Source organism: Friedmanniella luteola (assembly GCF_900105065.1).
Taxonomy (GTDB): domain Bacteria; phylum Actinomycetota; class Actinomycetes; order Propionibacteriales; family Propionibacteriaceae; genus Microlunatus; species Microlunatus luteolus.
Genome location: NZ_LT629749.1, coordinates 17,806 through 41,375, shown reverse-complemented (window position 1 = coordinate 41,375; position 23,570 = coordinate 17,806). Strand labels below are relative to the sequence as shown.

The window sequence follows — 23,570 nt, the reverse complement described above, 5'->3', positions numbered from 1 at the left end:
AGGACGTCATGGAGGAGTTCATCGCCGGCCTGCCCAAGGCCGAGCTGCACGTGCACCACGTCGGGTCCGCGTCGCCCCGGATCGTGGCCGAGCTCGCCGCCCGGCACCCGGGCACCGTGCCGACCGACCCCGCCGAGCTCGCCCGGTTCTTCGTCTTCGAGGACTTCCCGCACTTCATCCGCACCTACCTGGCGGTGGTCGACCTGGTCCGGACCGCCGAGGACGTCCGGCTGCTCACCTACGAGGTGGCCCGCGACATGGCGGCGCAGAACATCCGCTACGCCGAGCTGACCGTCACCCCCTGCACCTCCGTCACCGACGCGCTGCCGGTACCGGCGTTCCTGGAGGCGCTCGAGGACGCCCGCACCGCCGCAGCCCGCGACCTGGGCCTGGAGCTGCGCTGGATCTTCGACATCCCCGCCGACTTCGGCCTCCCGGCCGCCGAGCTCACCGCCTCGGCCGCCCTGGACCACGACGTGCCGGGCCTGGTGGGCTTCGGTGTCGGCGGGTCCGAGGTCGGCTTCCCGCGCTCGATGTTCCGCGACCAGTTCGACCGCGCCCGGGCCGCAGGCCTGCACAGCGTCCCGCACGCCGGCGAGACGACGGGACCGGAGACGATCTGGGACGCCGTGCTGAACCTGGGCGCCGAACGGGTCGAGCACGGGATCACCGCCGTGGGCGACCCTGCCCTGCTGGCCCACCTGGCCGAGCACGGCGTGGTCCTCGACGTCTGCCCCACCTCGAACGTCGCGCTCGGGGTGGTCCCGTCCCTGGCCGCGCACCCGCTGCCGGCCCTGGTGGCCGCCGGTGTCCGGGTGACGGTGAACACCGACGACCCGCCGATGTTCGGCACCGACCTGGACCGCGAGTACGCGATCGCCGCCGACCTGCTGGGCCTCGACGAGGCGGGCGTGGCCGACCTGGCCCTCGCGGCGGTCGACGGCTCCTTCGCCCCCGACGCTACCCGGGCCGCGCTGCGGGCCGAGATCAGCGCCTACGCCGCCCGGGCGACGCCGCCGGCTTGACCGCGCGTCCCGCCGGTCCGGCCGGCCGGCCGGGTCCGACGGCGGTGGGGACGGACCCTGCGTGCACGGTGGCGTCCCCCGACGCGCGCGCCGCGGGCGCCCGGAAGGGGAAGAGCTCGGGCCGCTCCGGGCGCCGCCACCACAAGACGATGGCCGCCAGCACGGCGAACTGGACGAGGGGCGAGACGGTGTCCCGCACGCGGTTGGCGGTGAAGTCCAGGGCCGGCCCGACGTCGATCGCCCGGCCCGGCACGTAGGCCAGCGACAGCGGCGTGATCCGCATCAGCATGATCCGGTCCAGCTTGTTGGCCGCCAGCACGGCCAGCGGCATCCAGGCGATCAGGTCGTACCAGCTGAGGGTGTACATCGACGTCACGAGCCAGGCGACGCTGAGCACCAGCGAGGTGCGCACGGCGATGGTCAGCGGGTCGTGCCGCAGGTCGGCGCCACGGGCCAGCCCGGGGACGGCCGTCCAGGGCACCGTCTTGGAGAGCATCCAGGCGATGACGACCAGCCCCGCGTAGGAGATGACGCCGACGACGACCTTGGCGTTGAAGCCGGTCATGAACAGGTCGAGGAACCGGAAGACGGGGTTGGCCCACGAGCCCACCGAGACGTAGCCGCCGTTGCGCAGCGCCTGAAAGAACGCCGTCGGCTGCCAGATGACGTAGGCCCAGCCCATCGGCAGGGCGGTGCCCAGGCAGAGCAGCAGGGCCTTCTTCGGCTCGCGCCGGTAGGCCCACAGCATGGCCAGGCCCCAGATGCCGATGCTGACCTTGGCGCAGCCCGCCAGCCCGATGCCGATGCCGGCCGCGAACGGGCTCTTGCGCATCATCATCAGCCCGGCCACGGCGAACATCACCGACAGGGCCTCGTTGTGGGCGCCGGCGACGACGGCCCAGATGAGCACGGGGTTGGCGATGGTCAGCAGCGCTGCGCGGGCCTGCCGGCGGGCGTCCCCGTGGGCCAGCATGACGACGCCGGCCCCGGCCAGGATGAACGGCACCACCGCGAACACCTGCAGCCAGAAGACGATGTCGTGCATGTTCTCCCCGCCCAGCCGGTTCGCCAGCAGCTGGAGCCAGGACGTGATGGGCCCGTAGACGCTGGGGGTGTCCTGCCAGGGGCGTTCGGTCCACCGCAGCACGGGGTCGAACTGCACGCGGAACACCTCGGCGGGGGTGAGCTCGTAGGGGTCGCGGCCGATGGCCTGCAGCCGGCCGTAGGCGGCGTACATGAGGACGTCGGCCGAGGTCAGCGGCGGCACGGTGATGGTGACCAGGCTCAACCCGGTGCCCAGCGCGAACAGCCGCCGGACCCGGGGCTGCCAGCCGTCGGCCAGCGCCCGCATGGCGACGAACAGCCCGGCCGCGCCGACGAGGATCGCGGACCAGACCAGCGAGGAGACGACCCACTCGTTCGGCTGGACCACGCCGGCGGGTAGGTACCACGGCGGCAGCAGCGAGCGCCGCGGACCCAGCGTGAGCGTCACCGCCGAGGGCCCGAGGAACCCGGCCAGCAGGGTCAGCGCGGTCGCCCCCACGATGCCGGCGACCCCGAACCGGTGGTCGCGGTGCCAGAGCACGGGCCGGTAGACCGGGGCGGGGGGCTTGGCGGGGTTGCCGGGACGACGACGACGACGGCGGCGCGCGCTCACCGGCCCCGGTCCCGCCGGGCCAGCAGCGAGGAGAGGCCCTTGGCCCGGAGCTCGTCGATCCCGGACTGCACCAGCCCGCGGGCGGCCAGCGCCCGGGTGACGTCGCGGAGCTGCTTGGCCCGGTGCAGCTGGCCGGCGAGGTCGCGGCCGGTGGCCCGGTGGCGCAGCGCGACGGGGATCTCCTCCACCACCAGCCCGGCCCGCAGCACGTCGACGGTCATCCCCACCTCGACGCCCCAGCCCGCGGCCAGCGGGCTGGCGAGCTCGAAGGCGCGCCGGGTCAGGCAGCGCTGGCCGGACAGCGGGGCCTGCGGCGTCCACCCGGTGAGCTCGGTGATGCCGCGGGCGGCCGTCCCCATCACGAGGCCGAACCCGCCGGGGCTGCCGCCGTCCTCGGTCTGCTGCTCGGGCAGCACCGCGATGGTGAGGTCGGCCCGACCCGCGACGACGGGGGTGATCAGCGGCGCGCAGGCGGCCGCGCTGGCCCCCAGGTCGGCGTCCAGCAGCAGCAGGGTGCCGCACTCCGGCCGCCCGTCGCGCTGCTCCATCCCGCCGAGCGCGTTGACCCCCGACTCGACGGCGGCGGCCTTGCCCCGGTTCCGGCGGTGGGTGACGACGACCGCACCGGCGGCGGCGGCGTGCTGGCCGGTGGCGTCGCTGCTGCCGTCGTCGCAGACCAGCACGAGGTCCACGTGGGGCAGCGCTCGGGCGGCGGTCACCGTGGCGGCGATCCGCTCCTGCTCATCCTTGGCGGGGATGATGCACGCGACGCGCGCCAGGGCTGAGCTCACCCGGCCATGCTAGTGCGGCCGGGCCCGCCGGGCCTCGCGCCCGGACCGCGCGCGGCACCCGGCCGGTAGGGTCCGGGCATGAGCGAGACAGCTGTCGCACGCCCGGGCGTGCGCTCCGAGGTCGGCCGTCTGCGGACGGTCATGCTGCACCGGCCCGGGGCGGAGCTGAAGCGGCTCACCCCGCGCAACAACGACGCCCTGCTCTTCGACGGGCTGCCCTGGGTGGACCGCGCCCAGACCGAGCACGACGCCTTCGCCGCGGTGCTGCGCAGCCGCGGCGTCGAGGTCCTCTACCTCGCCGAGCTGCTGACGCAGACGCTGGCCGGGGCCGCCGCCCGCGAGCAGGCGATCGCCCTGACCCTCGCCGACCTCCGGCTGGGTGACCGGCTCCGGGGCTACCTGCGCGGCATGGCGGGCGACCTCGACCCGGAGGCGCTGGCCGGGGTGCTGATGGCCGGGCTGCGCAACGACGAGGTGGACGGCTCCGGCAGCCTCGTCACCGCACTGCTCCCCGACCAGGAGTTCCTCGTCAACCCGCTGCCGAACCTGCTGTTCACCCGCGACTCCAGCGTCTGGGTGCAGGACCGGGTGACGATCACGTCCCTCGCGATGCACGCGCGGCGGCGGGAGACCCAGCTGACCGAGCTGATCTACACCTTCCACCCCCGCTTCGCCGGCGTGGAACGGATCCACGGGTGGCAGCAGGAGCACCTCGAGGGCGGCGACGTGATGGCCCTGGCCGACGGCGTGCTGGCGGTCGGGGTCGGCGAGCGGACGACCCCCGCCGGCGCGGAGCGGCTGGCGCGGACCGCCTTCGCCGAGGGCCTGGCCCACACCGTCCTCGCGGTGCCGATCGACCAGGACCGCGCGACCATGCACCTCGACACCATCTGCACGATGGTCGACACCGATGCGGTGGTGATGTACCCGAACGTCGCGCACCGGCTGGCCGCCCTGACGGTGCGGGCGGGCCGCGACGGCGACCTGGAGGTCGACGGCCCGGTGCCCTTCCTCGAGGCCGCGGCCCGGGCGATGGGCATCGACCAGCTGCGGCTGATCGACACCGGGTTGGACCCGGTGACCGCCGAGCGCGAGCAGTGGGACGACGGCAACAACACCCTGGCCATCGAGCCGAAGGTCGCGGTGGCCTACGAGCGCAACGAGGAGACGAACTCCCGGCTGGCGGCGGCGGGCATCGAGGTGCTGGCCATCGCCGGCTCCGAGCTCGGCTCGGGGCGCGGCGGCCCGCGCTGCATGTCCTGCCCGATCAGCCGGGACTGACCCCGGTCCGCTCAGGCGGCGGCGGAGGGCCGCAGCGGCTCGTCGAGCACCGCGTGGACCTCGGGCGGGCAGTCGGTGGTGAAGCCCGAGACGCCGAGGTCGCGCAGGAAGCGGACGTCGTCGGGGTGGTTGACGGTGAAGGCGTGCACCTCGCGACCCTGGCTGAGCAGGTGCTCGACGAAGCCGGGGTCGCGGCGCAGCAGGGTCAGGTCGACCCCCACGACGGTGACGTCGGGCAGCGCGCAGTCCCACCACGGCGTCAGGTCACGGTGCACCAGCAGGGTGCGCGGCACCCCCGGCAGCAGGCGACCGAGCCGCTCCAGGCTGTCCAGGTCGAAGGTGATCAGCCGGACGGGGGCGTCCGGGCCGTCCCACCCCCGGTCGGCGAGCATGGCCGCCAACCGGTCCTCGACGTCCAGCGCCCGCGGGTTGGGGTGCTTGGTCTCGATGGCCAGCGTCACCGCCGCCCCCGCCGCCCGCGCCTCCGCCGTCATGGTGAGCAGCTCGGCGAGCGTGACCAGCTCGCGCTCCTCGGGCTCGGGGCTCACCCGCACCCAGGAACCGAAGTCCAGCCGCTTGAGCTCGGCCACGGTGAGGTCCACGGGCCGGTCCGGCAGGCCGGCCGTGCGCCGCAGGTCCTCGTCGTGGAGGCACACGAGCTGGTCGTCGGCGCTGAACTGCACGTCGCACTCGAGCCCCAGCTCGGCGCCCGTCGTCGCTGCCCATCCGATGGCCGCCTGGTAGGCGGCTCGCGTCATCTCGGGATGCCTGGCGGACCAGCCCCGGTGAGCGAAGATCGCTGACACCTGTCCAGCCTTGCACCCGGTCCCGGACGGTGTGACGTTTCAACACCGCCAGCCGCTGGATGTGACCGAAGCCACATCCGGAGCCGGTTTGGAGCCGGTCCTCGAGGGGGACGGCTCAGGCCTCGATGGGCCCGCCGCCCGCCGCCCAGCCGTGCACGCCGCCCTCGACGTTGAGCGCCTCGCGGCCCTGGGCCCGCAGGTACTGGGTGACCCGCGCGGAGCGGCCGCCCACGGCGCAGACCACGAGCGTGCGGTCCTCGATCTCCTCCAGCCGGGCGACCACCTGGTCCATCGGCACGTGCTGAGATCCGGGGATGCGCCCGCTGGCCCACTCCTCGTCGGTGCGCACGTCGAGCAGCCGCCAGCCCTGCGCGAGCAGGCCGTCGACGTCGGCCGCGTGGATGGTCGGTACCTCGGAGGTCACGCGCCCACGATAGTTGCCGCGCCGCGCTACTTGAGCAGCTTGGACAGCCGGCGGTCGGCCAGCTTCTTGCCCCCGGTCTGGCAGGTCGGGCAGTACTGCAGGGAGGAGTCGGCGAACGAGACCTCCGCGATGGTGTCGCCGCAGACGTCGCAGGGCTGCCCGGCGCGGCCGTGCACCCGCAGCCCCGACTTCTTCTCCCCCTTGAGGTCCTTGGCCGCCAGGCCCTCGGCCCGGGCGATGGCGCCGCCCAGCTCGTCCTTCACCGCCCGGTAGAGCACGGTGAGCTCGTCCGGGGTCAGCGAGCTCGACGGCTTGAAGGGGCTGAGCTTGGCCGCGTGCAGGATCTCGTCGGAGTAGGCGTTGCCGATCCCGGCGATGGTCCGCTGGTCCTTGAGGACCCCCTTGAGCTGGGCCCGGCCGGCCCGGGTCAGCACGGCGCGCAGCGCGTCCTCGTCGAACTCGGGGCTGAGCGGGTCGGGCCCCAGCGTCGCCACCATGGCGATGTCCTGCGGGTCGGCGACCACGTGCACGGCGAGCTTGCGCTGGGTGCCGGCCTCGGTGAGGTCGAAGCCGGAGCCGTCGTCGAGCCGGACGCGGAGCGCCAGCGGCCCCTTGCCGGGCTTCGCCGGGGTGTCGGGCAGCGTGTCCTTCCAGCGGAGCCAGCCGGCCCGGGCCAGGTGGAACACCAGGTGCAGGCCCTGGGCCGAGACGTCGAGGTACTTGCCGTGCCGCTCGACCCCGTCGATCTCCAGGCCGTTGAGCGCCGACAGGGGCGGCTCGTAGGTCTTGAGCGCGCTGAACGCGGTCAGCTCCACCCGGGCGATGACCCGGCCCACGCAGCGCTGGCGCAGGAACACCGCGAGCGACTCGACCTCCGGCATCTCGGGCACGCCCCATCATGGCACTGCCCGCGCGATCTCTCAGGAGGTCGAGGGCACCCGCGGCCCCGGCGTCCAGGCCGGGGGGTCGAGGGGCAGCGCCGCCGCCAGCAGGCGCAGGTAGTGCGGCCGCGGCACCTCGACCACGCCGAGGCTCTGCAGGTGCGGTGTCGCCCACTGGACGTCGAGCAGCCGGGTGTCGCCGCCCGCCTCGCGCAGCAGGTCGACCAGCCCGACCAGCGCGACCTTGGAGGCGTCCCGGCCGATGTCGGGCCGGTGGAACATGGACTCGCCCGCGAAGAGGCCGCCGATGCTGACGCCGTAGAGACCGCCGGCCAGCTGGCCGTCCGGGGTCCAGGCCTCCACCGAGTGCACGGTGCCGGCCGCGTGCAGCTGCCGGTACACCCGGCGGACCGCGTCGTCGATCCAGCCGTCGGGACGCCGCGGGTCGCCGCAGCCGGCGAGCACGCCCTCGAAGTCGGTGTCGACGCGGACCTCGTAGCGGTGCGCCATCTTGCGGAGCGAGCGGCTGACCCGGAGGCCGTCGAGCGGCAGCACCGCCCGGTCCAGGGGCGACCACCAGCCCATCAGCGAGCCGCGCGCCGGCATGGGGAACAGGCCGCTGCGGTAGGCCTGCAGCACCAGGCCCACGTCGAACTCGCGGCTGACGGCGACGAGGTCGTCGTGCCGCCAGAGCTCGGGGGGTCCGAACGGTGACTCGGCCACGTGCCGATCATCCGCTCCGGGGAGGACCGGGGTGGGACCGGGGTCCGACCCGCTCCTGACGGTCCGGGCGGCACGTACGCTGGCCCCTGGTGCGGCACGCGGCCGGCGTGGCTTGACCACCGGCCCGCTGGACCACACCGCCCGGCACCGTGCGTGCAGCGACGAGGAGGAGACCCGATGCCCTCAGCCCAGGACGTGGGGAAGATGATCGTCCGCGGGATCGGCCCCGTCGCCACCATGGTGTCCCAGCCGCACGCCGCGGGCGGGGTGCTCCGCCGGGTGCTCGAGGTGGCCATCGACGGGTACGGCAAGGTGCCCGGCGCCAAGGCCAGCGCCGCCCGCCAGCTGCAGCGCCACGAGGGCTCGGTCGACCGGGCCGTCGAGGGGCTGATCGACTTCCACGTCCGGCTCGCCTCCGCCCAGGGCTTCGTGACCAACCTCGGCGGCGCCGTCGCGCTCCCGGTCGCCGTCCCGGCCAACCTGACCGGCGTCGCCGTCGTCCAGATCCGGATGGTCGCCGCCATCGCGCACCTGCGCGGGTACGACCTCGACGACAACCGCGTCCGCACGGCCCTGGTGATGTGCCTGCTGGGCGGTGAGGGGGTGGTGAAGCTCATCAAGGAGGGCAAGCTGCCGACCTCGCCGATGGCCGTCGCGACCGCCCCGGTGTTCGACCCCGAGCTGGACGCCCGCGTCGCCGACGCCGTGGTGACGGACCTGGCCAGCCGCGTCGGCGGCAAGAACCTCGCCCTGGTGCTGACCAAGCGGGTGCCGCTGGTCGGGGGCGGGATCGGCGCCGTCGTCGACGGCCTGGCGACCCACCAGATCGGCCGCTACGCCAAGTCCGAGCTGCTGCGCCGGCGCGCGCTGGGCGGCTGACCCGGCCCTGCCGGTCCGCGCCGTCGACGTCCCCTCTGGGACGATGGCCGGCATGAGGCAGCAGCGGGTGGTCGGCGCCGTCGCCCTCGCGGTGGCCGGCGTGCTGGCGGTGGTGCTCGTCGTCGGGGTGGTGGAGGCCCTGGGGTCCGGCCGCTGGGCGCTCGCCTCGACCGCGGCGGTGCTGGCCGCCGCCGCGATGAGCCAGTGGGCGGCGGGACGGGCCCGGAGCCGGGGCGGCCGGCTCCTCGCGGGGGAGATCGCGCTGCTGGTCGGGCTCGGGGTGCTGGGCCTGGTGCTCTGCGGCCTCGACTTCGTCACCGGGGACCGCGGCAGCCGCGCCTTCACCGTCCTCTTCGCCGCCGGGCTGATCGCCGTCGTCGGCGGCGTGGTCGGCTCCTACCGGCGGCCCTCCGGGCCGGGCACCACCGGGGCCTGACGGTCGGGGACCCGGCCTGACCGGGTCGCGACTCCGCGGCCGGTGCTCGTCCCGGCGGCCGCAGCGGACGCCGCACCGACGAGGAAGCGCCGCGGAGTGAGCACGGGGTCGCTGCCGTGCCCCTCCCGCAGCCCCCGGACGCGCGACCAGGCTCAGCCGGCGATGCGCCGGTACAGACCCAGCGGGACCAGCCGCATCGGCCAGGCGGCCAGCGCCCACGGCAGGGCGGGGACGTACGCCGTCGCCGGCTCCCGCTCGACCGCCGCGACGATGGCGCGGGTCGCGCGCTCGGGGTCGCTGGCCATCAGCATCCTCGGGAAGTGCGAGGCCATCGACGTCCGGACGTAGCCCGGGTGCACGGCCGTGACGGCGACGCCGGTGCCGGCCAGGTCCGAGCGGGCGCCCTCGGCGAGCGCCGAGACCCCGGCCTTGGTCGCGCTGTAGACGTTCATCGACCCGCCCATCCCGCGCAGCGCCGACATCGAGGAGATGAAGACGAGGTGCCCCGCGCCGGCGGGCCGGAAGAGGCGGAGCGCGGCCTCGGCCTGGTGGACGGCGCCCACGAAGTTCGTCAGCGCGGTGGTCCGGTTGGCCGCCGCCTGGTCCAGCCCCAGCGAGCCCCCGCCGGCCACCCCCGCGTTGACGACGACCCGGTCCAGCCCGCCGAGCGCCGCCGCGGCGTCGGCGAAGGCCGCGTCGACGGCCTCGTGGTCGGTGACGTCGAGCGGGTGCAGGCTGACCGTGATCGCGGGCGTGACGGCGAGCAGCTCGTCCCGCAGCCGCTCCAGCTCGTCCACCCGGCGCGCGCACAGGGCGAGGTCACGGCCCTGCCGCGCCCAGTGCCGCGCCATCTCCTGGCCGAGGCCGGCGGAGGCGCCGGTGACGAGCACGCGCTGGCGGAACCGGGGCAGGGGCACCGCTCGACCCTACGGCGGGGCCGACCACCGTCCCGCCGGCGTCCGCCCGACCGGCGGGCGAGGAGATCTCGCCGGGACGCCCCGCCGCTTGCGGGCCGAGGTTAGGCTGCCTTAAGTTAGGCCAGGCTCACTTGCCTGTGCGCCGGTAGAGGGCAGACGAGGACGGACATGCTCGCCAACTTCCTGATCGGCCTCCGCGAGGGGCTCGAGGCGGCCCTCGTGGTCAGCATCCTCGTCGCCTACCTCGTGAAGTCGGGTCGCCGCGTGCTGCTGCCGCGGGTCTGGGCGGGCGTCGGCATCGCCGTCGGGGTCTCGCTCGCCTTCGGTGCCGTCCTCACCTTCGGACCGAAAGGGCTGACCTTCGAGGCCCAGGAGCTCATCGGGGGCGGGCTCTCGATCCTCGCTGTCGGGTTCGTCACCTGGATGATCTTCTGGATGGCCGCGGCGGCCCGCGGGATGTCCGGGCAGCTGCGGGGCCAGATCGACCGGGCGGCCGAGGCGGGCCGGTGGTCGCTCACCGTCGTCGCCCTGCTGGCCGTCGGCCGGGAGGGCCTGGAGACCGCGCTGTTCCTCTGGGCCGCCACCCAGGCCGCCGCCCGGGACACCACCGGCACCACCACCCCGCTGCTCGGTGCTGCGCTGGGCATCGCCGTCGCGGTCGTGCTCGGCTACCTGATGTACCGGGGCGCCATCAGGATCAACCTGACCCGCTTCTTCACCTGGACCGGTGCCTTCCTGATCGTGGTGGCCGCGGGCGTCCTCGCCTACGGCGTGCACGACCTGCAGGAGGCGGGCGTCCTGCCCGGCCTGCACACGCTGGCCTTCGACGTCTCGCACGTCGTCCCACCCACCTCCTGGTACGGGACGCTGCTCAAGGGCGTCTTCAACTTCTCCCCCGCGACGACCACGCTGGAGGCCGCCGTCTGGCTGGCCTACCTCGTGCCCACGATGGCGCTGTTCCTGCGCGCCATCCACGCCCGGACCGCCGCCGTCCCCGCTCCGCCCGCGGCCGCTCCCGTCCCCGTCACCACCGGAAGGACCCGACCGTGACCGGTCACCACCCGCAGAGCCGGCGGCGCACGCGCCCCGGGCTCGCCCTCGCCTCGGCGTCGGCCCTGCTGCTCGCGCCGCTGCTGGCGGGCTGCACCGACAACGCCTCGGCCGGTGCGGCCGGCGACACCGTCGACGGCGACGGCCGCGCCCTCACCGTGCGGGCCACCGACGACGGCTGCCAGGTCTCGGCCGACACGGCGCCCTCGGGCAACCTGACGTTCTCGGTCACCAACGCGGGAGCCAAGGTCACCGAGTTCTACCTGTTGGCCGCCGACGGTCTGCGGATCGTCGGGGAGGTCGAGAACATCGGCCCCGGGCTGTCCCGCGAGCTGGTGCTCGCCGCACCCGCCGGCTCCTACTTCACCGCCTGCAAGCCGGGCATGGTCGGCGACGGCATCCGGGCGCCGTTCGCGGTCTCCGACTCCGGCGACGACCTCGCCCCGTCCGGCGACGACCAGCAGCTGGTCGACCAGGCCAACGCCAGCTACGCCTCCTACATCAAGGACCAGACCGAGCAGCTGGTCACCCGGACCGACGCCTTCGCCGCGGCCTACACGGCCGGCGACGACGCCGAGGCGCGCGCGCTCTACCCGCAGGCCCGCGTCCACTGGGAGCGGATCGAGACCGTGGCCGAGTCCTTCGGCGACCTCGACCCCAAGATGGACCTCCGGGAGGCCGACCTCGAGCCGGGCCAGAAGTGGACCGGCTGGCACCGGATGGAGAAGGACCTGTGGCCGGCGCGGGCGAAGGGCTACGAGCCGCTGAGCCCGGCCGAGCGCACGACCTTCGCGAAGGACCTGGTCAAGAACACGGCCACCCTCAACGCCCAGGTGCGCACGCTCTCCTTCACCGCCGACCAGATCGCCAACGGCACCCGCGGCCTGCTGGACGAGGTCGCCAAGAGCAAGGTCACCGGCGAGGAGGAGTACTGGTCGCGGACCGACCTCTGGGACTTCCAGGCCAACGTCGACGGCGCCCGGGTGGGCTTCGAGGGCCTGCGCCAGCTGCTCCAGCGCAAGGACCCCACGCTCGACACCGAGATCGACGAGCGGTTCACGGCCCTGCAGGCGCTGCTCGACCAGCACCGCAAGGGTGACGGCTTCGTCAGCTACGACGCCCTGTCCTCGGCGGAGGTGAAGGCGCTCTCCGACGCCGTCAACGCCCTCTCCGAGCCGCTGTCCAAGCTCACGGCGGCCGTCGTCTGATGTCCGTCGAGCCCCCGTCCACCCCCGGTCCCGAGGTCGGTCCGTCCGCCCCGGGCGGGACGGGCGCGAGCGCACGACCCGGCGTCTCCCGTCGGGGGCTGCTCGGCGCGGCCGGGGCCGCGGGCGTCGTCGGGGTGGGCGCGGGCCTCGTGGCGGGCCGCCAGCTGGGCGGCCCGGGCTCCGCCGTCGCCGAGCCGGCCCCCGCCCCGGACCGCTACCCGTTCCTCGGGGAGCACCAGGCCGGCATCGTCACCCCCGCGCAGGACCGGCTGCACTTCGCCGCCTTCGACATGGTGTCGAGCGAGCGCGCCGACCTGATCTCCCTGCTGCAGGACTGGACCGCCGCCGCCGCCCGGATGACCCAGGGCCACGACGCCGGACCGTTCGGCGCCACCTCGGGGCCCTACGACGCCCCGCCGGACGACACCGGCGAGGCGCTGGGGCTGCCGCCCGCCCGGCTCACGCTCACCTTCGGCTTCGGGCCGACGCTCTTCCGGCTGGCCGGCCAGGACCGGTTCGGCCTGGCCGCGCGGCAGCCCGCGGCCCTGCAGCGGCTGCCGCACTTCCCGGGCGACCACCTCGACCCCCAGCGCTCCGACGGCGACCTCTGCGTCCAGGCCTGCGCCGACGACCCGCAGGTGGCCGTGCACGCCATCCGCAACCTGGCCCGGATCGCCATGGGCCGGGCCTCGCTGCGCTGGTCCCAGCTGGGGTTCGGCCGCACCTCGTCCACCTCGACCAGCCAGGCGACGCCGCGGAACCTCTTCGGGTTCAAGGACGGCACGATGAACCTCAAGGCCGAGGAGCCGGACCTGCTCGACACCCACGTCTGGGTGCGACCCGACGGCGCGGCCGACCGGTGGCTGGCCGGTGGCTCCTACCTGGTCGCCCGGCGGATCAACATGACCATCGAGACCTGGGACCGCCAGCCGCTGCGGGAGCAGGAACGGGTCATCGGCCGGACCAAGGCGGAGGGGGCGCCGCTCTCCGGCGGCAGCGAGTTCAGCCAGCCGGACTTCGCCCTCCAGGGCCGGGGTGCCCAGCCGCTGGTGGCGCCCGACGCCCACATCCGGCTGGTGCACCCGGACCAGAACCAGGGCGCCCAGATGCTCCGCCGCGGGTACAACTTCGTGGACGGCAGCAACGGGCTCGGTCGGATGGACGCCGGCCTGTTCTTCATCGCCTACGTCAGCGACCCCCGCACGCACTACATCCCGATGCAGATGAAGATCGCCCGGGGTGACGGGATGAGCGAGTACCTGCAGCACACGGGCTCCGGCCTCTTCGCCGTCCCGCCCGGGGTGACGCCGGGCGGCTACCTCGGTCAGCCGCTGTTCGCGGCCTGAGCGCCGCCCGCCGGGCGCCTCACGACTCGGCCGGGACGTCGGCCGTGCGGGGGACCACGGTCGGCACCGGCCGCTTGGCCCGGACACCGGCGCCGTGCGGGACGCCGCGGAGGTTCCGGCCCAGCCAGGGGGCGAGGTGGTGGACCGCCCAGTCGAGGTCGGTCGCCAGCTGCTGGCGCGGGCGGGGCCGGACGAGCGTGTCCGGCAGCGGGTCGGCCCAGGACGCGTCGCTGCCGGTGACCCCCAGTCGCCAGGCGAGCGCGGACGCCACCTTCGCGTGCCCCAGCGGGTTGCCGTGCAGCCGGTCCTCGAACCACAGCCGCGGGTCCTCGGCCACCGGGTGGTGCTGGAAGTCCATCACCAGCACGCCGTGGGCAGCGGCCTCGCTCCGGATGATCGCGTTGAGGGCGTACATCCGTTCACGGAGCCGCCAGCCGAGCGGGTTGAAGGCCGCCGGGTCCGGCATCGTGAAGGTCAGCACGGTGCAGCCGAGCGCCCGGGCGGCGGCGAACACGGCCTCGTGGTCGGTGCGGATCGACGCGAAGTCGCAGTGCCGACCGATCACGTCGTTGACCCCGCCGAAGACCGTCAGCAGGTCGGGCGCCAGGTCCAGGGCGGGTTGCAGCTGGGTCTCACGGATCTCGTGCATCCGCAGCCCGCGGACCGCCAGGTTGGCGTACTCGAGGGGCTCGGGCTGGGCGTCGGCCAGCAGCTGGGCCAGCCGGTCGGCCCAGCCGCGGTAGCCGCCGACGCCGTCGGGGTCCTCGAGCCCCTCGGTGCTGGAGTCGCCGATCGCGACGTAGCGCCGGAAGGTCATGTGGCCATCATCACCGGTCCCCGGGCCGCGCGGGGGCGTCGAGCCGTCCCGGGCCCCGCTCGGCTCCGAACCGCTTCCAGGCCGGGAACGCCCGACTAGGATCGGCTCGAGAGGTGGTGCACCGATGGCGCCCGACGCTGCTGCGGCCGGCTCCGCCGACGCCTCGTCACGGGCGCTCGTCGGGGGCTGTGCCCTGCTGCTGGTCGGGGACGTCGCGCGCGCCGACCGGCTGAGCCAGACGGTGCTCGCCCGGCACGCGAGCGCGGCCGGGGCGCCCGTCCCGCTGCTCCGGGTCCTGCGCGACCTCGTCCGGGCCCGGCCCGGCGACTTCGAACCACCGTGGGTGGCCGCCGCGCGGGTGGAGCTGCGGGACACCGGGACGGGCCCGTCGACCTCCCCGCTGCTGGACGCGCTGCAGACCCTGCCGGCCGAGCCCCGGGCCGCCCTGGTGCTGCGCGGCTACGCCGGTCTGGGCGCGGCGGAGGTCGCCGAGGTGCTCCAGGTCGACCCGCCGACGGGGGAACGGTGGTCCGACCAGGCCAGCCAGGAGCTGGCCGCCCGGCGGCCCGACCAGTGGGCGCCCGGTCGGCTGGTGGCGGAGCTGCGGTCGGCGGCCGGACCCGCCGTCGTCGGCGGCACCGCGGCGACCGACCGGGCCCACGGCCGGCAGCTGGTCCGGCGCCGACGCGTCCGCCGGGCGGGCGCCGCGCTGGCGGCGGCCCTCGTGCTGGTGCTGGGCACCGTCACCGTCCTCGACCGCGGGGCCGAGGTCCCCCAGGCGGCGAGCTCCCCGGGAGCTCCCGCCCCGAGCCCGCCCAGCCCGACCCCGACCGGCCCGGAGCCGGTGACGGCAGCCTGCGACATCCACAACCCGTCCTGCCAGGCCACGGTGATGCGGCGCTGGCGGACCGCGATGAGCGAGGTGGTCGTCGCCCACCTCGACCCCGAGGGCTCCTACTTCACCGGCTACAGCTTCTCCTACGACCCGCGCTACGAGAGCCGGACGTTCTGGGCCGGCGGCGACGGCGCGCTGGGGCTGGAGGTGTTCCGGCTGCACGGTGGCGCCACCGAGGTCTACGTGCAGGTGGCCACCGGCTACGACACCGCCGTCCGCTGCGGGGCGACCACCCGCAGCCGCTGCGAGGGGCAGCGGTTCATGAACGGCAACCGCTTCACCCTCAGCACCACCACCCAGGTCGAGCGCGGGATCGAGGTCCAGCACCGCCCCGACGGCGACCAGGTGATCACCGTCGTCGCGCGCAACACGACGCGGGGCGAGGTCCTGGACGTCACCCGGGCCGACCTCGTCGAGCTGGTCCAGGACCCCCGGCTCCGGCTACCGGTCATCTGAGACCGGCGGCCTCAGGCCGCGAGGTCGACCGGCGGGTGCCGTCGCCGGGCGGCCAGCGGGACGGGCGCGGGGCCGACGGGGCGGGGCCCGACCGGGCGGGGCCCGACCGGGCGGGGCTCGTCGCGACCGGCGGCGGCCTCCATGACCGCGGGGATGACGGCCATGGCGCCCACGAGCACGATGCCGACGACGGCGGCGACGGTGATGACCAGCTGCGTGATGTCCATGTCCTCAGCGTCGCGCCGCCGGGTGTGCTGAGCATCGGTCCCCGGTCTGCGCTTCCTGTGAGCGCCCTCGGCCCACGGTCGGCGGCCCTCCGTCCCGGGTCGGGCCCGGCGCCCCTCGACCCGCGCCGCTCGCCGGGCCGCCGGGTTCAGGCCGTCGGCATCTGCTCGCCGGCGCGCACGGTCGCCGCGACGGTGTTGCCCGCCGGGGCCAGCGGGCAGAGCCAGCGGCTGTCGTAGCGGCAGGAGGGGTGGTAGGCGAAGTTGAGGTCGACGACGAGGTGCCCGTCGTCCCCGCCGAGGTCCGCGCCCTTCGCGGTGTCGAGCAGGTAGCGGCCGCCGCCGTAGCTGGAGAACCCGTCAGACACCCGCCCCGAGGAGCCGTCGCGCAGGGGCAGGAAGAGGCCACCGCCGTACTGCTGCAGCGACCAGACCTCCAGGCTGCCGCCCACCGGGTCGGGCAGCTCCACCCGGCCCACGGGCACCAGGTTCGTGCCCGCGTCGTCGCCGGCGTCCAGCTCCAGCCGGGCGTCGGGGTCGGACGCGGGGATCAGCGGCAGCACGAACCGCAGGCCCGCGTCGTAGGGCGCGCACGGCAGGCCGCTGGCCCGCAGCGGGTCATCGGCCGGCAGCGGGCTCTGCGGGTGCTCGCGGAACAGGGCGTCCCGACCGGCCCGCCAGCGCCGGTGCCCCGCGGCCGGGTCGTCCGCGTGCCGCACCTCGGCGTAGAGCTCGGCCACCCGGCGGCGCCAGTCGGCCAGCTCCAGCTCGACGCTCACCCGGCCACCGCGGCGGTGACCAGGGCGTGGACCGCCCCGATGTCGGCCGGGGTGACCCGGCAGCAGCCACCGACGAGCCGGGCGCCGTCGTCGAGCCAGCCGCGCACGGCGTCCGGCGCGAACGTGCCCTCCCCCGCCCAGCGGCGGCGCTCGGCGTCCCAGCCCTCGCCGCTGTTGGGGTAGACGACGACGGGCTTGCCGCTCGCCCGGGCGGCCAGCGCCACCAGCGCGCCGGCGTCGTCCGGGGCGGTGCAGTTGACGCCGACGGCGACCACTGCGTCGACGCCGCGGACGAGGGCGAAGGCCTCCTCGACCGGCTCGCCGGCCCGCGTCCGGGTCCCGTCGCAGGTCAGCGACAGCCAGGCCGGACGACCGAGGACGGCCAGCTCGGCCACCAGCGCCTCGGCCTCGGCGAGGCAGGGGACGGTCTCGCAGGCCAGCACGTCGGCGGCCGTGCCGGCCAGCACCTCCAATCGGGGCCGGTGCCAGCGGCGGAGGGCGTCGACGTCCAGGCCGTAGTCACCGCGGTACTCCGACCCGTCGGCGAGCGCCGCCCCGTAGGGCCCGACCGACGCGGCGACGTAGCGGGCGCGGTCGTCCACGGCCTCGGCGGCGTCCCGGGCGCGCTCGGCCAGGGCGACGCTGGACCGGAGCAGCGCCGTGGCCTCGGCCCGGTCGAGGCCGGCGGCAGCCAGCCCGCCGAAGGAGGCCTGGTACGACGCGGTGGTCGCCACCTCCGCGCCGGCGGCGAAGAAGGCGGCGTGGGCGGCGACGACGGCGTCGGGGTCCTCGGCCAGCAGCCGGGCCGACCAGAGGTCGGAGGAGAGATCGTGGCCCTCCGCCTCCAGCTGGGTGGCCAGTCCGCCGTCGAGGGTCACGACCCGCGTCGCCAGGGCGTCGGCCAGACGGGCCCTGGTCATCGGGCGTTGAAGGCGTCCCGGTAGGCCACCCAGTCCCGGGTGAGACCCAGGTCGAAGCCCGCGTCGCCGTCGGTGCTGAGGGTGATCAGCCGTTCGCCCAGCCCGGTGAGCGCGTCACCGACCGCGTCCGGGCTCTCGTCGGTGGCGGTGGAGCGCTCGATGGCGGCGGGGTCGCGGCCCACCTCCGCGCACCACCGGTCGAGGACGGCGTTCTTGTGCCGCAGCTCCTCGACGTCGCCGAAGCCGTGCCAGATGTCGGCGTGCTCGGCGACCAGCCGCAGCGTCTTGCGCTCCCCGCCCCCGCCGACCAGCAGCGGGATGGCGCGGACGGGCGGCGGGTTGAGCGCCGCGAACCGGTCCTTGATCCGCGGCAGCGCCTCCCCCAGCGCGGCGATCCGCCGGCCCGCGGTGCCGAACTCGTAGCCGTAGGCGGTGTAGTCGCGCTCGAACCAGCCCGCCCCGATGCCGAGGATGACCCGGCCGTCGCTGATGTGGTCGATGGTCCGCACCATGTCGGCGAGCAGGTCGGGGTTGCGGTAGGAGTTGCAGGTCACCAGGGCGCTGAGCTCCACCCGCTCGGTCTGCTCGGCCCAGGCCGCGAGCATCGCGTAGCACTCGAAGTTGCGGCCGTCGGCGTCGCCGAAGAGGGGGAAGAAGTGGTCCCAGGTGAAGATGACGTCCACCCCCGCCTGCTCGGCCGCGTCGACCGCCCGGCGCAGGTCGGCGTAGTCGGCGTGCTGGGGCTGGAGCTGGACGCCCACCCGCAGCGGGCGGTCGGCGTAGGTCGGGGCGGGTTCGGTCATCGGCACGGTCTTCCTGGGCGTCGGATGACCGGAGCCTAGACCGCGGCCCCGACGGCGCGGCAGCCACCTTCGGCGGCGCGGGCACACTGGGGTCCCACCGCTTCCCCGACGGAGACCGATGACAAGCACCGCCCACCCTGTCCGCCCCGCGCCGCAGCCGGCCGTCCCCGCGCCGTTCAGCCGGCGCGCCCTGCTGGTCGTGACCGGCCTCAGTGCCGCCGCGATCGGCGGGTTGACCGCCTGCGGCCTGCAGGAGCCCGCCGCCGACGGCGCGCCCGGCCCGCAGACCGCGTCCACGGGCGACGTCCCGGTGGGCGGCGGGAGGATCTACCCCGCCTCGGAGACCGTCATCACCCAGCCGACCGCGGGCCAGTTCCAGGCGTTCTCCTCGATCTGCACCCACGCCGGCTGCCCCGTCACCGAGGTGACGGACTCGATCGGGTGCCTCTGCCACGGCAGCCGGTTCAGCCTGGCCGACGGCTCCGTGCTGAGCGGTCCGGCGCCGGAGCCCCTGCCCGCGAAGACGGTCACGGTGAGCGGGACCACCGTCTCGGTCGCCGGCTGAGCCGGCTCGGCCTCAGCCCTTCACCCCGCCGCCGAAGGCGAACGCCCCGCCGAGCCGGCGGTTCAGCACCAGGTAGAGGAGCACCGAGGGCAGGGAGTACAGCAGCGCGTAGGCGGCCAGCTGACCGTAGACGACCTGCCCGTACTGGCCGAAGAAGGTGTAGATGGTCACCGACATCGGCTGCTTCTCCGGGCTGAGCAGCAGGATGAAGGGGACGAAGAAGTTCCCCCAGAGACCGATGAAGGTGTAGATGGCCACCACCGAGAGGCCGGGCGCCATCAGCGGCATGATGATCCGCCGCAGCCCCTGCATCGGGGTGGCGCCGTCGGTCCAGGCCGCCTCCTCGAGCTCGAGCGGCACGCCGTCCATGAAGTTCTTCGTCAGCCAGATCGAGATCGGCAGGGCCGTCGTCGCCATGAACACCATGGTGGCGAGCACCGAGTCGTCCAGCGCGAGCTGCACGAAGAGGCCGTAGACGGGGACCATGATCGCGGTGATCGGCAGGCCGGTCGAGAACAGGATCGTCACCAGGAACGGCCGCTTCAGCCGCGAGCGGTAGCGGGACAGCGGGTAGGCCGCGAGGGTGGCGCAGACCATGGTCACGACGGTGCCGCCGATGCAGAGCACCGCCCCGTTGAGCAGCGGGATGTAGGTCGTCTCCGGGGTCATGACCGCCCGGAAGTTGTCGAGCGTGAACGGGCTGGGCCAGCTGATCCGGATGCCCTGGCCCGGGTCGCCGTTGACGGCGGCGAGCAGCACCCAGAGCAGGGGCACGATGAAGGCGGCGGCGATCAGCAGGAGCAGCAGGCTAGCGACCAGCCGGCCGGTCAGCCGGACGCGGCGGGGCCGGGAGGTGGCCACCGGGGCGGGGGCGGCCACGGCGGGCAGCGTCGTGGTGGTCACCGGCCCACCTCCGACCCGCGCAGGGCCCGCAGGTAGACCACGGAGAACAGCCCGCCGATGAGCAGCAGCAGGAGGGCGATCGCGGTGCCGTAGCCCAGGTCGGCCGAGATGAACGCCTGGTTGTAGGCGAACAGCGGCAGGGTCATGCTCTTCTCGCTGGGCCCGCCCTTGGTCATCGTGTAGATCAGCCCGAACACCGACAGCGTCTGCAGCGTGATCAGCATGAGGTTGGTGGCGATCGTCCGCCGGACCAGCGGGACGGTGATGGAGAGGAGCAGCCGGAACCGGCCGGCGCCGTCGACCAGCGCCGCCTCCTCCAGCTCCCGCGGGACCTCCGAGAGGGCTGCGGAGTAGACCAGCATCGAGAAGGCCGTGCCGCGCCAGATGTTGGCGATCGAGACGGCGAGGATCGGCGTGGTGAACAGCCAGTTCTGCGCCGGCAGGCCGAAGAACCCGGTGATGGCGTTCCAGGAGCCGTCGGTGCCCAGCACCGCCGTCCAGAGGTAGGCCGCGACGACCTCGGGCAGCACCCAGGCGCCGATGACGACGGCTGAGGTGAAGGCCCGGACGACGGCGTAGCCGGAGCGCGAGAGCAGCGCGAGCACCATCCCCAGCACGTTCTGGCCGATGATCGCCGAGAGCAGCGTGAAGACCAGCGTCAACCAGAGGGAGGACAGGAAGGCCGGGTCGGTGAAGGCGCGGGTGAAGTTCTCGACGCCGACGAAGGAGGTGGTGGCCTGCCCGGTGAGGGCCATGTCGGTGAAGGCGGCGTACACGCAGTAGGCGATGGGTCCGGCCAGGAACACCACCAGCAGCACGACGGACGGCAGGATCGGCACGCCGCGCAGCAGCGTCCGCCGCGGGTGCGCGCGCACCCGGGGTGGCGGAGCCGTGGGACGGACCTCGGCCCAGCTGGCCATCAGATCGTGATGACCTTGTCCTGGCCGACGATCTGGGTCACGCCGTCGTCGTAGAACTTCGCGGCGGCGACGGGGTCGGAGGTGCCGGTCACGACCTTTTCGGTGGCCTGCTGCAGGAGCAGCGAGATCTTCGCGTACTCGGAGTAGGCCGGCCGGTAGATGGTGTTCTCGACCAGCTTGGAGAAGAACGCGTTGGTCGGGTTGGCCTTGACGTAGCTGGGGTCCTCGGCCACGTCGGTGCGGACCGGGATCTGCACGTTCTTGATGGCGTACTCGAGCTCGCCCTCCTTGGCGCAGACCAGGGTCATGAAGGCCCAGGCCGCCTCGGGGTTCTGGGCGTTCTGCGGGATGGCCCAGGTCCAGCCGCCCGAGAGCGTGACCTGCCCGTTCCCCTCGCCGTTCTGGGTGGGCATCGCCGCGTTGCCCATCGTCTTCTCCCACGCGGGCCACGGCGCGGCCCCGGACTCCAGCCAGTTGCCCGAGAGCCAGCTGCCGTCGACCGCGATCGCGAGCTTGCTCTGCGGGAGCAGCTCCTGCCCCACGGTGTTGCCCCAGGTGGGCGCCAGCGCCTGCTGGGGGGTGGGGGCCAGGCCGCCGCTGTAGATCTGCTGGTAGAAGGTCAGCGCGTCCTTGAAGCCCTGCGCCCCGACCACCCACTTCTGGCTGTCGGCGTCGAAGAGCGTGCCGTTCGGAGTGCCGTAGAGCAGCATCTCGAACCCCTGCATCGACGCCGCCTCGCCCACACCGGTCCCGGCGTAGACGTTCAGCGGGATGACGTCGGGCACCTTGTCCTTGATGGTCTGGGCGGCGGAGGTGAGGTCGGCCCAGGTCTTCGGCGCCCAGTCGGTGGGCAGCCCCGCCCGCTCGAACAGCGTCTTGTTGAACCAGATCGCCCGCACGTCGGTGCCGTCGGGGATGCCGTAGGTCTTGCCGTCCAGGGCGCGGGCGGCGCCCTTCGCCGTCTCCTTGAACTGGCTCCACTCCGACCAGGTGGCCAGCCGGTCGTCCAGCGGCGTCAGGTAGCCCGCCGAGATGTCGGAGTTGATGAGGAACGTGTCCTCGTAGCACATGTCAGGGGCGGTCCGCGGCGAGCGCATCGCCAGCTGGAGCTTGGTGTAGTAGTCGTTCTCCGAGGCCGTGATGGGCTGCAGCTTCACGCTGGCCTGCGGGTGCGCGGCGGTGAACTCGTCCGCCATCTTGCCGAGGAAGTTCGCCTGGATCTTGGAGTTGCCGAACTGCTGGAAGGTCACCTTGACCTCACCGCTGATCTCCCCGGTGCTGCTCGCGGCCCCGCTCGGGTCGGCTCCCCCGCTGCTGTTCCCCCCGCACGCGGTCAGCCCGCCGACGGCGGCGGCTCCCAGTCCGGCGGTGGCCAGCAGGAATTCTCGTCTGCGCACGTCTCTCCTTCGCCGAAGGGACCGATGGGCCGGACCGGTCGCGCCGCCGCGGCGCCGAGGCGCACGAGCGCGCGGGGGATCAAGTCACATCGATTGAGTTATTCGCACCGTACGATACGGTCCTGCCCTCGTCAACGGTCGGCGCTGGCGGTCCGACGAGCGGGAGGAGCCCCATGGCGCGCGGCTCCAACCTCAGCCGGCTGGGGGACTTCAACCAGACCGTGCTGTTCGACGCCATCCGCCGTGCCCCGGCGGGCATCAGCCGGGTCGAGCTGGTCAGCGAGACGGGGCTCACGGCCCAGACGGTGAGCAACATCGTGCGCCGGCTCCTCGACGAGGGGATGGTCGTCGAGGGGGGCCGTGTGCAGACCGCCGTCCGCGGCAAGCCGCGCACGCTGGTCCGGGTCCGGCCGACGGCGCGCTACGCCGTCGGGGTGCACGTCGACCCGGCCACCCTGACCTTCGTGCTCATCGACGTCGCCGGTCAGGTGCACCAGTACGCGCGCCGGCGCACCCCGCAGGCGCCGGGACCCGACGACGTGGTGGCGGTGATCCGCGACGAGGTGCAGCGGCTGCTCGCCGCCGCCGACCTGGCACCGGGCGCCCTGCTCGGCCTCGGCGTCGCCGCCCCCGGCCCGCTCGACGTGCTCGAGGGCACGCTCCTCAACCCGCCGCAGCTGGCGGGCTGGGCGCACGTCCGGCTGCGCGCCGACCTGCGGGAGGCGACCGGCCTGCACGTCCTCGTCGACAAGGACGTCACGGCGGCTGCCACCGGGGAGCGCTGGGCCCAGGGCGGGGCCCGGCACCACTTCGTCTTCTGCTACCTCGGCGCCGGGCTCGGGGCCGGGGTCGTGATGGACGACACCGTGCTGCGCGGCGCCAGCAACAACATCGGTGAGATCGGCAACATCCTCGTCGCCCCCGGGGCCGAGGACCTCGGGATCGGGCCGCCGGGGTCGCTGGCCGCGACCTGCCTGCCGCAGGCCCTCGTCGTCCGCGCCCAGCGGCTGGGCCTCGTCCCCGCCGGCGTGGGCAGCGAGGACTTCGTCGGCGTGGACGAGGTGTTCACCGAGATCTGCGAGCGCGCCTACGCCGGCGACGCCCGCTGCCTGGAGCTGATCGACGACGCCGCCGCCGGGCTGGCGGCCGGGCTGGCGGTGATGGTCAACTTCCTCGACGTCGACCGCGTCGTGCTGGGAGGTCCGATCTGGTCGCGGATCAGCAGCCGGATGCTCGAGGTGCTGCCCGCCCTGGTCCAGCCCCAGCTGGTCGCGGCCTCGGGGCCGCTGGTGATCGAGGGCTCGGCCGTCGGGGAGCACGTGGCGGCGCAGGGCGCGGCCGCGCTCGTGCTGGACCACTTCCTCTCGCCGCGGCCCGCGGTGCTGGTGATGGACTGAGCCCGGCGCGGGGCCTCCGGATCAAGTCCAATCGTTTGAGTTAGTGTGGGGCCGCCGACGACGCCAACCT

General features: G+C 74.3%; 25 protein-coding genes. 10 read left to right on the top strand and 15 right to left on the bottom strand.

Annotation, left to right across the window (positions count from 1 at the left end):
- Window positions 1-8: 8 nt before the first annotated feature.
- Window positions 9-1,025, top strand: a complete 1,017-nt coding sequence (gene add / locus BLT72_RS00205) for an adenosine deaminase (protein WP_091408456.1) — start codon at window positions 9-11, stop codon at window positions 1,023-1,025.
- On the opposite strand, the gene mptB is transcribed toward add, so the two are convergent.
- Together mptB and BLT72_RS00195 are read right to left on the bottom strand one after the other, a co-directional pair.
- Window positions 988-2,682 (bottom strand): polyprenol phosphomannose-dependent alpha 1,6 mannosyltransferase MptB, encoded by a 1,695-nt coding sequence (gene mptB / locus BLT72_RS00200; RefSeq protein WP_172825995.1) that lies wholly within the window; start codon window positions 2,680-2,682, stop codon window positions 988-990. The two genes, add and mptB, sit on opposite strands and share 38 nt — an antisense overlap.
- Window positions 2,679-3,473: a glycosyltransferase gene (locus BLT72_RS00195; protein WP_091408452.1), complete on the bottom strand. Its 795-nt coding sequence runs from the start codon at window positions 3,471-3,473 to the stop codon at window positions 2,679-2,681. Before BLT72_RS00195 ends, mptB begins: the two co-directional genes overlap by 4 nt.
- 78 nt (window positions 3,474-3,551) lie before the next feature.
- Between BLT72_RS00195 and BLT72_RS00190 the strand changes: the two genes are divergently transcribed.
- On the top strand, window positions 3,552-4,754 hold the full coding sequence (locus BLT72_RS00190; protein WP_091408449.1) for an arginine deiminase: 1,203 nt from the start codon (window positions 3,552-3,554) through the stop codon (window positions 4,752-4,754).
- Window positions 4,755-4,765: 11 nt separating this feature from the next.
- Here BLT72_RS00190 and BLT72_RS00185 read toward each other — a convergent pair whose 3' ends face one another.
- From BLT72_RS00185 to aat, 4 genes are all read right to left on the bottom strand, one after another.
- On the bottom strand, window positions 4,766-5,560 hold the full coding sequence (locus BLT72_RS00185; protein WP_280949239.1) for a glycerophosphodiester phosphodiesterase: 795 nt from the start codon (window positions 5,558-5,560) through the stop codon (window positions 4,766-4,768).
- A gap of 115 nt (window positions 5,561-5,675) precedes the next feature.
- Window positions 5,676-5,984 carry a rhodanese-like domain-containing protein gene (locus BLT72_RS00180; RefSeq protein ID WP_197677141.1) on the bottom strand — a complete coding sequence of 103 codons (309 nt, stop codon included), beginning with the start codon at window positions 5,982-5,984 and terminating at the stop codon, window positions 5,676-5,678.
- 26 nt (window positions 5,985-6,010) lie between these two features.
- Window positions 6,011-6,874, bottom strand: coding sequence for an Fpg/Nei family DNA glycosylase (locus BLT72_RS00175; RefSeq protein ID WP_091408442.1), 864 nt, complete (start codon window positions 6,872-6,874; stop codon window positions 6,011-6,013).
- Window positions 6,875-6,904: 30 nt separating this feature from the next.
- Window positions 6,905-7,588 (bottom strand): leucyl/phenylalanyl-tRNA--protein transferase, encoded by a 684-nt coding sequence (gene aat, locus BLT72_RS00170; RefSeq protein WP_091408440.1) that lies wholly within the window; start codon window positions 7,586-7,588, stop codon window positions 6,905-6,907.
- Window positions 7,589-7,792: 204 nt separating this feature from the next.
- On the opposite strand from aat, the gene BLT72_RS00165 reads away from it, so the two are divergent.
- Together BLT72_RS00165 and BLT72_RS00160 are read left to right on the top strand one after the other, a co-directional pair.
- Window positions 7,793-8,467 carry an EcsC family protein gene (locus BLT72_RS00165; protein WP_091416335.1) on the top strand — a complete coding sequence of 225 codons (675 nt, stop codon included), beginning with the start codon at window positions 7,793-7,795 and terminating at the stop codon, window positions 8,465-8,467.
- A gap of 52 nt (window positions 8,468-8,519) precedes the next feature.
- Window positions 8,520-8,903 (top strand): hypothetical protein, encoded by a 384-nt coding sequence (locus BLT72_RS00160; protein WP_091408436.1) that lies wholly within the window; start codon window positions 8,520-8,522, stop codon window positions 8,901-8,903.
- 152 nt (window positions 8,904-9,055) lie between these two features.
- On the opposite strand, the gene BLT72_RS00155 is transcribed toward BLT72_RS00160, so the two are convergent.
- Window positions 9,056-9,820: an SDR family oxidoreductase gene (locus BLT72_RS00155; RefSeq protein WP_091408433.1), complete on the bottom strand. Its 765-nt coding sequence runs from the start codon at window positions 9,818-9,820 to the stop codon at window positions 9,056-9,058.
- A 168-nt stretch (window positions 9,821-9,988) separates the two neighbouring features.
- Here BLT72_RS00155 and efeU point away from each other — a divergent pair, with 168 nt between their 5' ends.
- The 3 genes from efeU to efeB are packed head-to-tail and all read left to right on the top strand — an operon-like array spanning window position 9,989 to window position 13,424.
- Window positions 9,989-10,870 (top strand): iron uptake transporter permease EfeU, encoded by an 882-nt coding sequence (efeU, locus tag BLT72_RS00150; protein ID WP_091408429.1) that lies wholly within the window; start codon window positions 9,989-9,991, stop codon window positions 10,868-10,870.
- Window positions 10,867-12,078, top strand: coding sequence for an iron uptake system protein EfeO (gene efeO / locus BLT72_RS00145; protein ID WP_091408427.1), 1,212 nt, complete (start codon window positions 10,867-10,869; stop codon window positions 12,076-12,078). The genes efeU and efeO overlap by 4 nt, the downstream gene beginning before the upstream one ends.
- Window positions 12,078-13,424: an iron uptake transporter deferrochelatase/peroxidase subunit gene (gene efeB / locus BLT72_RS00140; protein ID WP_091408424.1), complete on the top strand. Its 1,347-nt coding sequence runs from the start codon at window positions 12,078-12,080 to the stop codon at window positions 13,422-13,424. Before efeO ends, efeB begins: the two co-directional genes overlap by 1 nt.
- A 19-nt stretch (window positions 13,425-13,443) precedes the next feature.
- On the opposite strand, the gene BLT72_RS00135 is transcribed toward efeB, so the two are convergent.
- Window positions 13,444-14,241, bottom strand: a complete 798-nt coding sequence (locus BLT72_RS00135; RefSeq protein WP_091408420.1) for an SGNH/GDSL hydrolase family protein — start codon at window positions 14,239-14,241, stop codon at window positions 13,444-13,446.
- 124 nt (window positions 14,242-14,365) lie between these two features.
- Between BLT72_RS00135 and BLT72_RS00130 the strand changes: the two genes are divergently transcribed.
- Complete coding sequence (locus BLT72_RS00130) at window positions 14,366-15,592, top strand: RNA polymerase sigma factor (RefSeq protein WP_091408417.1); 1,227 nt, start codon at window positions 14,366-14,368, stop codon at window positions 15,590-15,592.
- Between the two features lie 11 nt (window positions 15,593-15,603).
- Here BLT72_RS00130 and BLT72_RS00125 read toward each other — a convergent pair whose 3' ends face one another.
- From BLT72_RS00125 to BLT72_RS00110, 4 genes are all read right to left on the bottom strand, one after another.
- Window positions 15,604-15,819 carry a hypothetical protein gene (locus BLT72_RS00125; protein ID WP_091408413.1) on the bottom strand — a complete coding sequence of 72 codons (216 nt, stop codon included), beginning with the start codon at window positions 15,817-15,819 and terminating at the stop codon, window positions 15,604-15,606.
- Between the two features lie 146 nt (window positions 15,820-15,965).
- Complete coding sequence (locus BLT72_RS00120; protein WP_197677140.1) at window positions 15,966-16,595, bottom strand: DUF1684 domain-containing protein; 630 nt, start codon at window positions 16,593-16,595, stop codon at window positions 15,966-15,968.
- Window positions 16,592-17,515 carry a homocysteine S-methyltransferase gene (gene mmuM / locus BLT72_RS00115; protein WP_091408409.1) on the bottom strand — a complete coding sequence of 308 codons (924 nt, stop codon included), beginning with the start codon at window positions 17,513-17,515 and terminating at the stop codon, window positions 16,592-16,594. Before mmuM ends, BLT72_RS00120 begins: the two co-directional genes overlap by 4 nt.
- Window positions 17,512-18,318 carry an LLM class F420-dependent oxidoreductase gene (locus tag BLT72_RS00110; RefSeq protein WP_091408403.1) on the bottom strand — a complete coding sequence of 269 codons (807 nt, stop codon included), beginning with the start codon at window positions 18,316-18,318 and terminating at the stop codon, window positions 17,512-17,514. The genes mmuM and BLT72_RS00110 overlap by 4 nt, the downstream gene beginning before the upstream one ends.
- A 118-nt stretch (window positions 18,319-18,436) precedes the next feature.
- Between BLT72_RS00110 and BLT72_RS00105 the strand changes: the two genes are divergently transcribed.
- Complete coding sequence (locus BLT72_RS00105) at window positions 18,437-18,883, top strand: Rieske (2Fe-2S) protein (protein WP_091408399.1); 447 nt, start codon at window positions 18,437-18,439, stop codon at window positions 18,881-18,883.
- Between the two features lie 12 nt (window positions 18,884-18,895).
- On the opposite strand, the gene BLT72_RS00100 is transcribed toward BLT72_RS00105, so the two are convergent.
- Genes BLT72_RS00100 through BLT72_RS00090 form a run of 3 tightly spaced genes read right to left on the bottom strand, consistent with a single transcriptional unit; the run spans window position 18,896 to window position 22,103 of the window.
- A complete protein-coding gene (locus tag BLT72_RS00100; protein ID WP_231930235.1) occupies window positions 18,896-19,786 on the bottom strand; it encodes a carbohydrate ABC transporter permease in 891 nt (296 codons plus the stop codon).
- Entirely contained in the window at window positions 19,783-20,706 is a 924-nt protein-coding gene (locus tag BLT72_RS00095) for a carbohydrate ABC transporter permease (RefSeq protein WP_091408395.1), read from the bottom strand. Before BLT72_RS00095 ends, BLT72_RS00100 begins: the two co-directional genes overlap by 4 nt.
- Window positions 20,706-22,103, bottom strand: a complete 1,398-nt coding sequence (locus BLT72_RS00090) for an extracellular solute-binding protein (protein WP_091408391.1) — start codon at window positions 22,101-22,103, stop codon at window positions 20,706-20,708. Before BLT72_RS00090 ends, BLT72_RS00095 begins: the two co-directional genes overlap by 1 nt.
- A gap of 173 nt (window positions 22,104-22,276) precedes the next feature.
- Between BLT72_RS00090 and BLT72_RS00085 the strand changes: the two genes are divergently transcribed.
- A complete protein-coding gene (locus BLT72_RS00085) occupies window positions 22,277-23,500 on the top strand; it encodes an ROK family transcriptional regulator (RefSeq protein ID WP_091408388.1) in 1,224 nt (407 codons plus the stop codon).
- The last annotated feature ends 70 nt before the right edge of the window (window positions 23,501-23,570 follow it).

Bases quoted from the DNA above. Each gene is read 5' to 3' on its own strand.
- BLT72_RS00190 (WP_091408449.1), top strand. From the start codon at position 3,552: ATGAGCGAGACAGCTGTCGCACGCCCGGGCGTGCGCTCCGAGGTCGGC.
- BLT72_RS00135 (WP_091408420.1), bottom strand. From the start codon at position 14,241: ATGACCTTCCGGCGCTACGTCGCGATCGGCGACTCCAGCACCGAGGGG.
- BLT72_RS00105 (WP_091408399.1), top strand. From the start codon at position 18,437: ATGACAAGCACCGCCCACCCTGTCCGCCCCGCGCCGCAGCCGGCCGTC.
- add (WP_091408456.1), top strand. From the start codon at position 9: ATGGAGGAGTTCATCGCCGGCCTGCCCAAGGCCGAGCTGCACGTGCAC.
- BLT72_RS00130 (WP_091408417.1), top strand. From the start codon at position 14,366: ATGGCGCCCGACGCTGCTGCGGCCGGCTCCGCCGACGCCTCGTCACGG.
- mmuM (WP_091408409.1), bottom strand. From the start codon at position 17,515: ATGACCAGGGCCCGTCTGGCCGACGCCCTGGCGACGCGGGTCGTGACC.
- BLT72_RS00095 (WP_091408395.1), bottom strand. From the start codon at position 20,706: ATGGCCAGCTGGGCCGAGGTCCGTCCCACGGCTCCGCCACCCCGGGTG.
- BLT72_RS00160 (WP_091408436.1), top strand. From the start codon at position 8,520: ATGAGGCAGCAGCGGGTGGTCGGCGCCGTCGCCCTCGCGGTGGCCGGC.
- BLT72_RS00125 (WP_091408413.1), bottom strand. From the start codon at position 15,819: ATGGACATCACGCAGCTGGTCATCACCGTCGCCGCCGTCGTCGGCATC.
- BLT72_RS00085 (WP_091408388.1), top strand. From the start codon at position 22,277: ATGGCGCGCGGCTCCAACCTCAGCCGGCTGGGGGACTTCAACCAGACC.
- BLT72_RS00165 (WP_091416335.1), top strand. From the start codon at position 7,793: ATGATCGTCCGCGGGATCGGCCCCGTCGCCACCATGGTGTCCCAGCCG.
- efeU (WP_091408429.1), top strand. From the start codon at position 9,989: ATGCTCGCCAACTTCCTGATCGGCCTCCGCGAGGGGCTCGAGGCGGCC.
- BLT72_RS00110 (WP_091408403.1), bottom strand. From the start codon at position 18,318: ATGACCGAACCCGCCCCGACCTACGCCGACCGCCCGCTGCGGGTGGGC.
- efeB (WP_091408424.1), top strand. From the start codon at position 12,078: ATGTCCGTCGAGCCCCCGTCCACCCCCGGTCCCGAGGTCGGTCCGTCC.